Below are 13,343 nucleotides of genomic sequence, written 5' to 3' on the forward strand. Positions count from 1 at the left end.
TTTGTAAATGGAGGGCAAAAGTAAGTCTTATTTTTGAATCGCGAAACATACGCTTATCTTCTCTTTCGGCCTTACCCTCAGCCATTATGCCCGAACCTATCATTGATCTGCGCTCCGACACCGTCACGCGCCCCACGCCAGCCATGCTGGATGCCATGTTCCACGCCCGCGTTGGCGACGATGTTTATGGAGAAGACCCCACCGTACGGGAGCTGGAAGAAACCGCCGCCGCCCGCTTTGGCCTGGAAGCCGGCCTGTTCTGCCCCTCCGGCACCATGACCAACCAAATCGCCATCAAGGCCCAAACCGAGCCCATGACGGAAGTAATCTGCGACCAGACGGCGCACATTTACTTGTGGGAAGTTGGCGGTATTGCGTTTAATTCCGGCGCTTCCGTGGCCCTGCTGCCCGGCGACCGGGGCCGGATTACGGCGGCGCAGGTGGAAGCCGCTATCCGCGACAAAAACAACATTCACTACCCGCCTACCCGCCTCGTGTGCCTGGAAAACACCAGCAACCGCGGCGGTGGCAGCTGCTACTCGCTCGAAAGCATCGAGCAGATTGCCGAAGTAACGCGCCGTCATGGCCTGAAACTTCACCTGGATGGTGCCCGTGTATTCAACGCGTTGGTTGCTACCGGCCAGAAGGCCGAGGACTACGGCCAGTACTTTGACTCGATTTCGGTTTGCCTTTCTAAGGGCCTAGGTACGCCGGTTGGCTCGGTGCTGCTTGGCAGTAAAGAGTTGATTCAGAAGTCGAAGCGCATCCGTAAGGCTATGGGCGGCGGGATGCGCCAGGCGGGCTACCTGGCTGCCGCTGGTCTTTATGCCCTAGAGCACAACGTAGACCGCCTGGCCGACGACCACCGCCGGGCGCAGCAGTTGAGCGCCACGCTGGCCGCGCAGCCGTACGTGGCGAAGGTACTCCCCGCCGAAACCAACCTCGTTATTTTCCGCCTGGCCGACGAGCTGCCCGAAACGGCGTTTCTGCAACACTTAGAAGAGCAAGGTATCCGCGCGTCTTCCTTCGGTCCGCAGATGATCCGCTTCGTCACGCACCTCGACTTCGATGATGCTATGCTTCAGCGCGTTGAAGCTGCCTTAGCGTCGGTATCGGTGCCAGCCTAGCCCTGGTAGCGGGCGGCCACTAGAAGCAGCAATTATTACTATTCGCTTGCTTTAGTGGCCGCCCACAACACGGCCATTCCAAGCAGCGCCGACGCGAAGGAGGCGATGATAACAGCCAGCTTCGCCAAATCGACCTGCGCTACTTCCGTAAAAGAAAGGTTGGCAATGAGAATGGCCATGGTGAAGCCGATGCCGGCCGTGCAACCTAGCCCCAGGAGCTTCAGCCACGTTATTCCTTCTGGCAGCGACGACAAACCAGAGCGGACGGCAAGCCAGGTGGCACCAAAAATTCCGAGCGGCTTGCCCAGCATCAGACCTAGCCCTACCCCTAGCCCCAGCGGCGACAGCAGGTTGCTAAATGAGTCGGCGGAAAGCACGATGGCGGTATTCGCCAGCGCAAACACCGGCAGAATGAGGTAGCTAACGGGTTTGTGCAACGCCGCTTCGAGACGCTCGATAGCTGCAGTCGGGATGGTCATGGCCAGCAGCACGCCCGCAATAGTAGCGTGAATACCCGATTTCAACACGCAAAACCACAGCACAATACCTAGCCCAAAGTAGATAGGCAAGGTCATTATTTTCAATCTATTACAGCCAACCAGCACTGCAAATACGCCCGCGGCACCCAGCAGATACGGCAGGTGCAATTGGGACGTATAAAACACGGCAATAATAATCACCGCCATTAGGTCGTCGATGATGGCTAGAGCGGTGAGAAAAATACGGAGGCTAAACGGCACCCGGTCGCCGAGCAGCGACAGAATGCCGAGCGAGAAGGCAATGTCAGTGGCCGTCGGGACGGCCCAGCCGTGCGCCGCTGGCGTGCCGGCTGCGCAAAGCAGATACACCCCCGCAGGCAAGGCAACGCCGCCTATCGCCGCAATAACCGGCAGCATGGCGTGGCGCAAGTCGGTCAGTTCGCCATAGAGTACCTCGCGCTTAATTTCCAGGCCAACTTGGAAAAAAAACACGACCATCAGCCCGTCGTTGATCCAATGCTCTACGCTCTTTTCCAACGGCGGCATACCTAGCTGAAATTCCCAAAAGTGATGGTAAGCGTCACCCCAACTTGTGTTGCTGATGGTTAATGACACGGCCGTTGCCAGCAGCAACAAAAGCCCTGAAAGCTTACCCGTTTCTGACAAGTCCCGAATAGGAGCGATAATTCTTCGTAGTAGCATCAAGGGTAAAGATACCGGTATCAGCCACAAAGGTTCGTTTTCAGGCAATGGTAGCTGCCTCAATGGCTTGTCCCAACCGCTTGAAAAAGCGTATGAAGTACCGGCTGCCTCCTTTTGTTATCAGTGACAAGTTTAGGTTTTGACACCGAACTGTCAGCAACCTAGCTAAAGTTTTAAAAGCACAAACAGCTTGCTCGCCAGATTTTTCGTAGCATTAACCTTGTGCTTGCAGCCAGCTTGCTGTGCGGTCTGATTGTAGGCATTACTTATGTAGTAGTTGTTTTTCATCGCGGTACAAGCCCTCACCATTGACCCTTTGGTGAAACAGCTGCGGCTCAGCACCGTGCTGAATACGCATCCTCTCCTTCTCATTAAATCATTCTTGGTCAGCCTAGCCCCTTCTGGCCGATGCGCTGCCTAGCTTTACTGTTCATGAATCTTTTTCTTATCGGCGATGTGCATGGCTGCTACTACACGTTCCAGGCGCTGCTGCGCTACTGGCAACCGCAGGAAGAACTCCTGATTCAGGTCGGCGACCTGGTCGACCGCGGCAATTTTGCCCCTGAAACAGTGGCTATGGCGATGGAAGTGCACGCCGATTATCCCGGCCAAACCGTGTTCCTGCGCGGCAACCACGAAGCGGGCATGATCCGGCACTACGGCTCGGACGGACCTTTTCCGGAGTGGCTCAACTGGGGCGGCCGCACCACAGTGCATCAATACGACCAGCAACCGTCGCTGCTTCAGCCGCACCTGCGCTGGCTGGCGCAGCGGCCCCTGATCTGGGAAAACGACCACGTAGTCGTCAGCCACGCCGGCCTGGCCGATACAGATGACCCCTACGACGAAGAAAACCTGGATGGCGTGTTGTGGCGGCGCGGTCCGCTGCGCAATGTTGGTAAGCTTCAGGTGATTGGCCACACGCCCACGCCCAACGGGTTGCCGCTCTTCGACCGTCTTTCGCACACCCTCAGCATCGACACGGGCGCCTACCTAGGTCGCGTGCTGACCGGCGTAAAGCTCACAGCCGAGGGCGAGATTTTGCAGATCGTGGCTATTCCGGTGGAGGCCGCTGATATCAGCTAATTTCTCCTAGCTTGCCGCATGTCTACTTCTGCCGAAGCCGCCCTGCTCCACCTGCACCAAGTCGACCCAGTGCTGGCGACCGTGCTCGACGCAAGCCGGCCTATTCAGCCCAGCGCCCACGAGGATATTTACCTGGCCTTGCTGCGGGCCATTGTCAGCCAGCAGATTTCGACCAAAGCGGCGGCCGCTATCTGGCGAAAGTTTGAGAGCTTGTTTGCGCCCGATGGCTACCCCGAGCCGCTAGCCGTGCTGGCGCTGTCGGATGAGGAAATGCGGGCCGTGGGGTTGTCGCGCCAGAAAGCGGGCTACCTGCGCGCCATCGCCGACTTTGCCCAGCGCGACCAGCTTGACTTCCAGCACATCAGCAGCCTCGACGAAGAAGGCCTGACGCGCCACCTCACCAGTATTCGTGGCGTTGGCCGCTGGACGGCCCAGATGATTCAGATGTTTGCCCTCGATCAGCCCGACGTTTTTCCCGAAGGCGACCTAGGTATTCAAAACGCTATGCGCCGCCTCTACGGCCTGGAAGAAACCGGCCGCGCCCTGCTCACCCGCATGACTCAGATTGCCGAAGCCTGGCGTCCCTACCGCACCCTAGCTTCGAAGTACTTGTGGCGGTCGTTGGATAATACGCCTGTAAAGTAATGAAAAGCGCCTTTAAGGATTGGGAAGAGTTGTTCTGTTTTATTGATATGCTTTGCAATAAGCTAGCTGCCGAAAACTTGTCTAGCACTGGATTGAGGAGTTGGCGAACAACTGCATGGGGAAGCAACCTAGAAATGTGGGGCGAGCTAGGGCTTGCTGTCAGGCAAACAAAGCAACAGGCAAACTTATCCTCTGACGATATTAAGCATGATCTTGAGCAGTTGATGACGGAAGTACATCGAACTTGGCCTGCTATGTAAGTAGCCCCAGCGGGGCGGCATGTTGGTAGATAATTGACCTCAAGGAACCTTAAGTCCCAGTGGGGCGACACTGACCTAGGTTCGTGTCGCCCCACTGAGGCTACTTTGCAACCTAAATTGCCAAGCTTACCGCACTTTCCCCCGCTTCACCAGATACGCATACAGCACCTTATCAAACGGCTCGCGGGTATCAACCGGCACGAAGTCAATCTTATACTGCCCGCAGCGCAAAGCTAGCTCCTGCTCATATTGGCGCATGGCGGCGCGGTATTGGTCGCGCACTTGCGAGGGCTGGAGCTTGATTTCCTCGCCAGTTTCTACATCCTCGAATAAATACGGCCGGTCGGCGAAGTCGAAATCCGCTTCGGTGGCGCGGTCCATGATGTGGAAGAGCAGCACTTCATGCTGCTGATGGCGCAGGTGCTGCAAGGCCGCTAGCGCCGCCGTTTGCTCTTCCGGCGCCCTACCTAGCATGTCGCTGAACAGCACCACCAACGAGCGTTTCGGAATCTGCTGGGCTATCTGGTGAATGACCTTGGCCACATCCGTAACGCGCCGGGTGGCGGGGCGCTCCAGCAGCTGTTGCAGCGTGAGCAGCAGCGTGTGGCGGTGCGTGCTGGTAGAGCGTACGGGCGTTTGCAGCTCAATCTGATCGGCAAACGTGACCAGGCCCACCGCGTCGCGCTGCTTTTGCAGGAGCGTGGTGATGGCCGCCGCGCACAACACCGCGAAGTGCAGCTTATCGTGGCCGGGCGCCGGGTAATACATACTCGGCGACACATCGAGCAGCAGGTGGCAGCGCAGGTTGGTTTCCTCCTCGTAGCGCTTCACAAACAGCTTATCGGTGCGGGCCAGCACTTTCCAGTCGAGGTGGCGTGTGCTTTCGCCGGGGTTGTACAGGCGGTGCTCCGAAAATTCCACCGAAAAGCCGTGGTACGGCGACTGGTGCAAGCCCGTGATAAATCCTTCGACAAGCTGGCGCGCCAGGAACTCCAGGTTTTCAAACGAACGAACGGCAGCTAGGTCGAGCGGCTGAGACATAATAGAAACGAACTAAGTGATACGGCTTGCTGCGGTGTCAGCCCTCGAAGCTAGGCAACAGTGCTGATGATTGCTAGGGCAATCTACTCCTTCTCTTCTTCCGCTCCCACCATTTCACGCGGCAATTTACTGGAAGTCAGCCAGCCGCGGCGCGATTTGCAAAGCCAGGTAGAGCGTACCCAACCTAGCCTTCCGCAGCTAGTGCTTAACAAAAACACCACGCACTTGTTGCCAAAAACTAAACTGCTGAATTTTTATATCCCGATTCAGCGTTGTATTTTGCCTTGAAATTCGACCCTTTTAGAAAAAACCAATCGACTGTAGGACCCGTGGAAGACCGTCAAGATCAGGAAGAAATCTACTCTCAACGCATTAAAGCCGGGAAGCGCACGTACTTCTTCGACGTGAAAGCGACGCGCGGCCAGGATTATTATCTTACCATCACGGAAAGCAAGCGCAAGCTGCGCGACGACGACACCTTCTCGTACGAGAAGCACAAGATTTTCCTCTACAAAGAGGACTTCGCCAAATTCGTGGATGCCTTGCAGGATGCCGTTGATTATGTGCGCGAAGAGCTGCTTTCTCCCGAGGAAGTAGCCGAGCTCGACCGCCCGCGCCAGTACAACGACGATCAGCCCTACAACGGCGGCAGCCGCGACGATAACTACTAGTCTTCTGCCTATCGAAGCAAATCCTTACTCGCTTTTCATATGTAGCGCGCACTTACCTAGGTAGGTGCGCGCTATTTTTTGTCAGTAAGCTCAAAGCAGGCGCCGCAAAATAGCTAGCCGGCTTAGTTCGTTAGCGCCGGGCAACGTGCCGCGAAAGCCAGCTATTTATTATCCTGCGCTTTCCCCGAAAAACAGCCGTACCTTTGCACCCGAATTGGCGCCAGTAGCCCAACTCACCATTTCACCAACTCATCATTTCACTTTATGGGTCTCCGCTGCGGAATTGTGGGCTTGCCGAACGTGGGCAAATCCACCTTGTTCAACGCCCTTTCGAATGCCAAGGCCGAATCGGCCAACTATCCTTTCTGCACCATTGAGCCCAACGTGGGCGTCATCACCGTCCCTGACGAGCGGCTTCAGATTCTGGAAGAAATCGTGAAGCCCGAGCGCGTGGTGCCCACCATCGTCGAGTTCGTCGACATTGCCGGCCTCGTGAAAGGCGCCAGCAAAGGTGAAGGCCTAGGTAATAAGTTTCTGGCCAACATCCGCGAGGTCGATGCCATCATCCACGTCGTGCGCTGCTTCGACGACCCTAACATCGTGCACGTAGCCGGCGGCGTCGATCCGGTGTTCGACAAAGATGTGATTGACACCGAGTTGCAGCTCAAAGACCTGGAAAGCATCGATAAGAAGCTGGCTAAGTCGGAGCGCTCGGCCAAGAGCGGCGATGCCAAAGCCAAGAAGGAAGTTACGTCGCTGCAACGCTTCAAAGATCACCTCGAAGCCGGCAACAACGCCCGCTCGCTGGCCGCCAACGAAGACGACCTGGAGGCGGTGGAAGATCTGCAACTACTTACCATCAAGCCCGTTATCTACGTAGCCAACGTAGACGAAGCTAGCATTCAGAGCGACGGTAATAAGTTCGTGGACGCCCTGCGCGAGCATGTAAAAAGCGAAAACGCTCAGATTGTGGTGGTATCTGCCGCCATCGAGTCGCAGATTGCCGAGATGGACGACCCCGAGGAAAAGGCATTGTTCCTGGAAGAATACGGCTTGAAGGAATCAGGCCTGAACCGCCTCATCCGCGCTTCCTACGAATTGCTCAACCTCATCACCTACTTCACCGCCGGCGTGAAGGAAGTCCGCGCCTGGACCGTGCACCGTGGCGACAAAGCGCCTGCCGCTGCCGGCGTCATCCACTCCGACTTTGAGAAAGGCTTTATCCGCGCCGAGGTAATTAAGCTAGCTGACTACCAGGAATACAAGTCAGAAGCGAAGATTAAAGAAGCCGGCAAGATGTCGGTAGAAGGTAAGGAATACGTGGTGCAGGATGGCGACATTATGCACTTCCGGTTTAATGTGTAATTGCTGATAATCCGTTGTAACTTATGCGCCCCGGCCGGTTGGTCGGGGCGTTTTTGTTTTAGCTATATATAATATGAACAAGGATATTTACCCAAAATGGTTGGGTAAGCACATATTAAATGATTCCTTCTCCTGGGATAAATCAACACGCACTACTTTCCCTGTTTTATTAGAGCAGATAACACTGCATGATTCTCAATGGTATACTACCTTTTTTGAAATGGACAACTCACTAGTTATGGTTATTGAGTTGGATGCTGTCTGGAATAAAGAATTTTGCTATAACTCTGAAGAATGGCCTTTCTTGATCATAAGGTTCAACAATGTTTTATGCACTTTCAGCAACTTCAACCGGGATGATTATCCTGTAAAAACTATCAGCTCGGCTGAAACTAGCATCATAGATAATATCAAGTTCAATAGTTGGTACAATTCCGCTAAAGACCTAGGTATCTTATCTAAGCCTTTCTACGAAAGAGACAGTAAGAATATTATTATACATCGCACTGAGATAGACACCATATACAGTGGCACAAGTACTTTTTTTCACGCAGTCCTGATCGAAACTTTATTTTACTCAAATATGGGCCAACTTCTACCTATTCAACTACCTTGATACCATAGCGTCTCACAAAGCTCAAGAGCTTCAATTTCATAATTAAACAACCTAGCTTTTTCCAGCAGAATTTCAGTTCAAATTATCTAATGTACAGCTAGCTAACCAATAATAAAAAGAAGAGCCGGAAATAAATCCGGCTCTTCTTTTTATTCGCCATTACTGACGGCTATTTACATCAATAGCCTTATACCCGATCAGCAAGTCGGCGCGGGTGCCGGGCGGACGGTAGTACACCAGCAGATCGTACTGGTTTTCGGTTTCCTGGTGGCTGCCTTCGAAGTACACATCATCGGGGGCGGCGCCTTGCTTGCCTACCACGTAGTAGTAGTTGTAGTAGCCTTGTTTGAGCAGCGCCTTGCAGGTGTATTGCTGCGTGGCGGCATCGTAGGTGAGGCGAAACTCATCTTTCAACTGCCAGTCGGTGAGGGCACCGAAGACGTAGACCGGGCCGGGCGCGGCCTGTTCAGCGTGGAGTTGGAAGGTGACGTTGGCGTAGTCGCCGTTGGTTTCGCCGTTGCCGTACTCGCGGTTGTCGAACACCCGCTGACCGTTGATGTCCTGGTATTGAGTGTAACTCTGGCCGTTGCGCGAGCCTTCGGGCGTCAGAATTACTTCGCGCGGCGTGGCGGCCTGATCTAGGTGCGCCATTCCTACCCCTAGCTGCCGCAACGAACGTGTGTCGAAAAAGCGAAACTCGCTGCTGGCCGGAAAGGCATTCTCGAAGTTGAAGTATTGGTAATCTAAGCGCCGTTCAGCGTCGCGCACGAAGGTGGGCCGTAGACCAATTTTGGCGTTATCCCAGCGAAAGTTCTGGCGCAAAATCACCTTCACTTCCTGCGAAGGATTTACCAGTTCCATACCGTTGTAGCGGATGCCGAAGTCTACCTGCTGCAAGGTGTAGCGCTCCGCCCCGGCCACCGGAATGCCCTGAGCTAGGTTCACTTCCACATTGTTCTGATACACCAGCAGGCGTCGGCTCAGCACCGGCGTGCCCCCTTGCCCCTGCACCACGAGCAAGTAATTGCCGCTCAATCTCACGCGCGGCACCTGCAATGTGTAGTGAAAATAAGGCACTTTGGTGTTGATAGACGTCTTATAATTGGTCAGCAGAAACTCGTTTATCTCGCTGAGAAACTGCATGTCCGTCAGCACCGACGGCTTCCAATCGACGTCGCAGTGAATGAGCTTGGCGGTCAGGCGCTGCGAACCGACGTTCACCAAGTCGAACTCCAACCGAATGGGCTGCTCCTGGGCTAGCGGCACAATGGGGGGCTGAAAAATCTCGGTGTTCACGCCCGTGTACACGTAGCACTGCACCGAGCGCACATTCGGGTCGTAAGTATAATCTTGATAGCGCAGGGCGCGGTCGGCGTAATATTCCGGGGGCTTCTGCTGGCCGGGCTGGCGGGCAGCGTTCGGGTCGGTGATAGGCGTGCCGAGCGGTACGCAGGCAGTGGCCAGCAAGAATAAAGCTAGGTAGCGAAAGTGCAGCATAAGCGAATGTAGCGCGAAGCTCCAGCTTCGCGCATCGTTGAACGACAGCACAGAACGGCATTATTGTAGATGTCAGCAACGACATCGTTCAACGATGCGCGAAGCTGGAGCTTCGCGCTACGGCTGTTCTGTGCAGCTCTCTTAATCTCTATGCTAGATACGGATTTAACCTATTATCGGCGCAATTTGCCGCACCGTTTGCCACCAGGCGAAAAACTTATTTATCACCTTCCGGCTAACCGGCTCATTGCCCCACGCCGTGCTGGACACCCTACGAACCGAGTGGGAACAGTTAGATAAACAGCACACCATGGAAGACTTGTATGCCCGGCAGAGACGCTATTTCGGCCGGTTCGACAAGCTGCTCGATCAAGCCACCGCCGGCCCGACTTGGTTGCGCAACCCCGCTATTGCCAACGTCGCAGCCGAGGCGTTGCATTATTATGATGACTACGGCTACTTCCTCGTTTGCTACTGCATCATGCCCAACCACGTGCATCTCGTCGTTACGCTCCCCGACGCGGCCCCGCCCCTGTTGCGCACCTTACAGTCCATCAAAAGCTACTCGGCCAGCAAGAGTAATGCGCTGCTGGGCAGAGCCGGGCAATTCTGGCAGCGCGAAAGCTACGACCACATTATTCGAGATGCCGGTGAAATGGAACGCATCATCAGCTACGTGCTGGAAAACCCGGTAAAAGCTAGGTTAACCGACGATTGGCAACTCTGGCCCTACACCTACTGGCACGAACTGTAGCACGAAGCTCCCGCTTCGCGCCGCGTTGAACGACTCGCGTCGGCTATCATCAGGTAACCGCTATTATTCAACAGTCCACAAAATAGAAATAGTACGATCAGAAGCCAGCATTAAAATGACCGAGATTTATACCCATGTTGCTCAGCGCCCTGCTTCGCTGCTTGACAACCTGATCTTTACCAGCCAACCTGTTGTCGATTCAAGCTACGGTTGGCAGTAATGACACATTGCCTTACGAAGGACGGATTGTCGCTACTCCGCGTAAGATTTGAGTAGCAGCAATACAGATTTTATATATAATCCTAAGAAAAACCACAAGCCTTTCGAGATAACTAACTAATGAGAAAATTCCTGACATCTATTGCAAGAGGCTATTTACTAATACTACTTACGGTCACTTCTTGCAGTTATTTAGAAAATGACGGGACTGAAATTGAAGTACAAATCTTTAAAAATATCCTATTGCAAAAACAAATTGATTCTAATGAAATGCTATTAGTATTTAAAAAAACTAAAGAAATTTATTTCGTGCTAGCAGAAAATTGCGATTCGGTTTTTCACGACTCAAATAGCCAGATTATCTGGACTAAAAGCATTATAAACGATCATAATAATTCATATTATCAGATAAAAGTCTTGGACACTTTAGAAACAAATGTAGCTCTAGCTATTCAAAAGAAGGAAATTTCAAAACAAGACTTTGTCACTAAGACAAGCCATAAAGTTGCGAAGTGGGATCGTAGCAATAAGTTAGCATCCAAGAAAAGGATCCACATATAGCATTAGCTAAAACTCATTTCTACTGAAATGCAGGTATCATGTTTTACACTTTTTAATCACTTCAATATTAGAAATAGCAGGATTGGTTTTATATCCCGCATTACTCACAGCTTTAACCGTTATAACAAAACCCTCGCCAAACAAAAACAGCAATGTTTTCGTCCGGCGAGGGTTTTATTTAAACCACAAAACCTAGCTTTTACACCAACTCCTCCCAACGCTTCGTCTGGGCAGCCAATTCTTTTTTCACCTGTTCAAACTTCAGGGTCGCGTCTTTTAACTGAGCGGCGTTGTTGTAGGTGCTGGGGTCTGCTAGCTGAGCTTCATACTGGGCTAGCTCTTTTTCCAGTTTGGTAATACGAGTTTCTACTTCCGTTAGCTCCCGGCTGTTCTTGGAGCTGCTGTTGCTGCTCGCCGGTTTGGCAGGCTCTGCTTTAGGAGCAGCGGCTTTAACCGGAGCAGGCGCGGCCAGGGCCGCTTTTTTGGCGGCCTTCTCCCGATCTTCCTGCCACAGCTCGTACTCCTCGTAGGTACCGGGGTATTCCTTAAGCTGGTAATCTTCGATAAACCAGATCTTGTTGGCCACGTTCTCTACGAAGAAACGGTCGTGGCTGATGACGATGTAAGTGCCTTCGTACTGCTCCAAGGCCTGGATCAGGATGTTCACCGACTGCATGTCCAGGTGGTTCGTCGGTTCGTCGAGGAGCAGGAAGTTGGCTTCCGAAATCAGAGTTTTGGCCAGGGCCACGCGGCTTTTTTCGCCCCCGCTCAGCACCTTGACTTTCTTGTAAACCTCGTCGCCGGTGAAGAGGAATGAACCTAGCACCGAGCGCAGCTCCATCTCATTGCGCCGCGAGCCGGCCTCGTTCATCTCCTGAATAATCTCGTTGTCCACGTTCAGCGACTCCAGCTGGTGCTGAGCGTAGAAGGCCATAATCACGTTATGACCTAGCTGGTGGTTGCCGTTGGAAGGTGCTTCCTGCCCCGCCACCAGGCGCATGAGCGTCGATTTACCCTTGCCATTGGCGCCGATCAGCGCGATTTTGTCGCCGCGCTCAATGTGTACATGCGTGTCGCGGAAGATGATTTTTTCGCCGTACTTCTTGCCTACATGCTCCATGCGCAGGATGTGGCGACCTGGCTGCACCGTAAAGTTGAACTTGATGTTCACGCGGGCGTCGTCGCCAGCTACGTCGTCGATGCGCTCCAGCTTGTCCAGCATTTTCATGCGGCTTTGGGCCTGCTTGGCTTTGCTGGCTTTGGCTTTGAAACGCTCAATAAAGCGCTCGGCCTGCTTGATCTGGGCCTGCTGGTTTTCGAAAGCGCCTTTCTGAATCAGGTTGCGCTCCTCTTTTTCTTCGAGGTAGAAGCTGTAGTTGCCGGCATAAGGCACGAGTTTGCCACCCGTCACCTCCACCGTGGTATTGGTGGTGCGGTCCAGGAATTCCCGGTCGTGCGATACGATGATAACGGCGCCTTCGTAGCCGGCCAGATAGTTCTCAATCCACTTGATACTGGGCAAGTCCAGGTGGTTAGTCGGTTCGTCGAGCAGGAGCAGCGAGGGTTGCTGAAGCAGGATTTTGGCCAGCATCACGCGCATACGCCAACCGCCCGAAAACAGCTTCAGCGGCTTCTGTAGCTCTTCCGTCGTGAAACCTAGGCCTTCCAGGATTTCCTCGGCGCGGGCTTGCATGGTGTAGCCGCCCAGCGCCTCGAAGCGCTCCTGCAAGTCGGCCAGCTTATCGACGAGGTCGTCGGTATAGTCGGTTTCAAACTTCAGCAGCACCTCATCAATCTGCTTCTGGAGGCGCAGGGCTTCTTCGAACGCCTGCATGGCGACTACCAAGATGCTTTCGTGGGAGTCGTAGCTGAGCAAATCCTGGTTCAGAAAACCTAGGCTTACTTCTTTGCTCATGCTGATGCTGCCGCCATCGGGCTTGTACTCGCCCACCAGGATGCGCAGCAGCGTCGATTTGCCCCGGCCATTCAGCCCAATCAGGCCGATTTTATCCTTGGGCTTTATGTGAAGGTTGGCTTTGTCGTAGAGCGTACGCGAGCCAAAATGGAAGTCTAAATCGTTAATGGAAATCATCCTACTTTGCTATGAGAATACAAAGGTACGACCTATCTGGCTGAGGTTGGAAGAGAAATTCCAGTCTCGCTTATCTAAGCATGGAGCCAACTGTCTGACCACTTGATAACAACAAGATATACTAGCAAATAATGCTATAGGCGGTTTAAAGATTATTACTAGAAAGCTGCCGCCTTATGTATTTGCTGTTGAACTCATGATGGGCAGGCTTTCAACACACTCTCACAC

At 53.4% G+C, this 13,343-nt stretch carries 12 protein-coding genes; 8 read left to right on the plus strand and 4 right to left on the minus strand.

Annotation, left to right across the window (positions count from 1 at the left end; all coding sequences use genetic code 11):
- Window positions 1-86 precede the first annotated feature (86 nt).
- Window positions 87-1,127 (plus strand): threonine aldolase family protein, encoded by a 1,041-nt coding sequence (locus IEX74_RS19830; protein WP_188815778.1) that lies wholly within the window; start codon window positions 87-89, stop codon window positions 1,125-1,127.
- A 38-nt stretch (window positions 1,128-1,165) separates the two neighbouring features.
- Here the strand turns inward: IEX74_RS19830 and nhaA are convergent, their stop codons facing one another.
- Window positions 1,166-2,308 (minus strand): Na+/H+ antiporter NhaA, encoded by a 1,143-nt coding sequence (gene nhaA, locus IEX74_RS19835; protein WP_188815779.1) that lies wholly within the window; start codon window positions 2,306-2,308, stop codon window positions 1,166-1,168.
- A 432-nt stretch (window positions 2,309-2,740) separates the two neighbouring features.
- Here nhaA and IEX74_RS19840 point away from each other — a divergent pair, with 432 nt between their 5' ends.
- Together IEX74_RS19840 and IEX74_RS19845 are read left to right on the plus strand one after the other, a co-directional pair.
- A complete protein-coding gene (locus tag IEX74_RS19840; RefSeq protein ID WP_188815780.1) occupies window positions 2,741-3,394 on the plus strand; it encodes a metallophosphoesterase family protein in 654 nt (217 codons plus the stop codon).
- Between the two features lie 18 nt (window positions 3,395-3,412).
- Complete coding sequence (locus IEX74_RS19845; protein ID WP_188815781.1) at window positions 3,413-4,039, plus strand: DNA-3-methyladenine glycosylase family protein; 627 nt, start codon at window positions 3,413-3,415, stop codon at window positions 4,037-4,039.
- Between the two features lie 386 nt (window positions 4,040-4,425).
- On the opposite strand, the gene IEX74_RS19850 is transcribed toward IEX74_RS19845, so the two are convergent.
- Window positions 4,426-5,340 carry a DUF58 domain-containing protein gene (locus IEX74_RS19850; protein WP_188815782.1) on the minus strand — a complete coding sequence of 305 codons (915 nt, stop codon included), beginning with the start codon at window positions 5,338-5,340 and terminating at the stop codon, window positions 4,426-4,428.
- Window positions 5,341-5,669: 329 nt separating this feature from the next.
- On the opposite strand from IEX74_RS19850, the gene IEX74_RS19855 reads away from it, so the two are divergent.
- From IEX74_RS19855 to IEX74_RS19865, 3 genes are all read left to right on the plus strand, one after another.
- The gene (locus tag IEX74_RS19855) at window positions 5,670-6,011 is read left to right on the plus strand and encodes a DUF3276 family protein (RefSeq protein WP_188815783.1); all 342 of its coding nucleotides are present in this window, start codon (window positions 5,670-5,672) and stop codon (window positions 6,009-6,011) included.
- Between the two features lie 264 nt (window positions 6,012-6,275).
- Window positions 6,276-7,376 (plus strand): redox-regulated ATPase YchF, encoded by a 1,101-nt coding sequence (ychF, locus tag IEX74_RS19860; protein ID WP_188815784.1) that lies wholly within the window; start codon window positions 6,276-6,278, stop codon window positions 7,374-7,376.
- Between the two features lie 73 nt (window positions 7,377-7,449).
- Complete coding sequence (locus IEX74_RS19865) at window positions 7,450-7,992, plus strand: hypothetical protein (protein WP_188815785.1); 543 nt, start codon at window positions 7,450-7,452, stop codon at window positions 7,990-7,992.
- 159 nt (window positions 7,993-8,151) lie between these two features.
- On the opposite strand, the gene IEX74_RS19870 is transcribed toward IEX74_RS19865, so the two are convergent.
- The gene (locus IEX74_RS19870) at window positions 8,152-9,489 is read right to left on the minus strand and encodes a type IX secretion system plug protein (protein WP_188815786.1); all 1,338 of its coding nucleotides are present in this window, start codon (window positions 9,487-9,489) and stop codon (window positions 8,152-8,154) included.
- 259 nt (window positions 9,490-9,748) lie between these two features.
- Between IEX74_RS19870 and IEX74_RS19875 the strand changes: the two genes are divergently transcribed.
- The gene (locus tag IEX74_RS19875) at window positions 9,749-10,243 is read left to right on the plus strand and encodes a transposase (RefSeq protein ID WP_188815787.1); all 495 of its coding nucleotides are present in this window, start codon (window positions 9,749-9,751) and stop codon (window positions 10,241-10,243) included.
- A gap of 339 nt (window positions 10,244-10,582) precedes the next feature.
- The gene (locus tag IEX74_RS19880; protein WP_188815788.1) at window positions 10,583-11,023 is read left to right on the plus strand and encodes a hypothetical protein; all 441 of its coding nucleotides are present in this window, start codon (window positions 10,583-10,585) and stop codon (window positions 11,021-11,023) included.
- A gap of 199 nt (window positions 11,024-11,222) precedes the next feature.
- On the opposite strand, the gene abc-f is transcribed toward IEX74_RS19880, so the two are convergent.
- Entirely contained in the window at window positions 11,223-13,115 is a 1,893-nt protein-coding gene (gene abc-f / locus IEX74_RS19885) for a ribosomal protection-like ABC-F family protein (RefSeq protein ID WP_188815789.1), read from the minus strand.
- Window positions 13,116-13,343: the final 228 nt, after the last annotated feature.

This window comes from Hymenobacter cavernae, from assembly GCF_014641455.1.
GTDB classification, from domain to species: Bacteria; Bacteroidota; Bacteroidia; order Cytophagales; family Hymenobacteraceae; genus Hymenobacter; species Hymenobacter cavernae.

Bases quoted from the DNA above. Each gene is read 5' to 3' on its own strand.
- IEX74_RS19880 (WP_188815788.1), top strand. From the start codon at position 10,583: ATGAGAAAATTCCTGACATCTATTGCAAGAGGCTATTTACTAATACTA.
- abc-f (WP_188815789.1), bottom strand. From the start codon at position 13,115: ATGATTTCCATTAACGATTTAGACTTCCATTTTGGCTCGCGTACGCTC.
- nhaA (WP_188815779.1), bottom strand. From the start codon at position 2,308: ATGCTACTACGAAGAATTATCGCTCCTATTCGGGACTTGTCAGAAACG.
- IEX74_RS19840 (WP_188815780.1), top strand. From the start codon at position 2,741: ATGAATCTTTTTCTTATCGGCGATGTGCATGGCTGCTACTACACGTTC.
- IEX74_RS19850 (WP_188815782.1), bottom strand. From the start codon at position 5,340: ATGTCTCAGCCGCTCGACCTAGCTGCCGTTCGTTCGTTTGAAAACCTG.
- ychF (WP_188815784.1), top strand. From the start codon at position 6,276: ATGGGTCTCCGCTGCGGAATTGTGGGCTTGCCGAACGTGGGCAAATCC.
- IEX74_RS19870 (WP_188815786.1), bottom strand. From the start codon at position 9,489: ATGCTGCACTTTCGCTACCTAGCTTTATTCTTGCTGGCCACTGCCTGC.
- IEX74_RS19865 (WP_188815785.1), top strand. From the start codon at position 7,450: ATGAACAAGGATATTTACCCAAAATGGTTGGGTAAGCACATATTAAAT.
- IEX74_RS19845 (WP_188815781.1), top strand. From the start codon at position 3,413: ATGTCTACTTCTGCCGAAGCCGCCCTGCTCCACCTGCACCAAGTCGAC.
- IEX74_RS19830 (WP_188815778.1), top strand. From the start codon at position 87: ATGCCCGAACCTATCATTGATCTGCGCTCCGACACCGTCACGCGCCCC.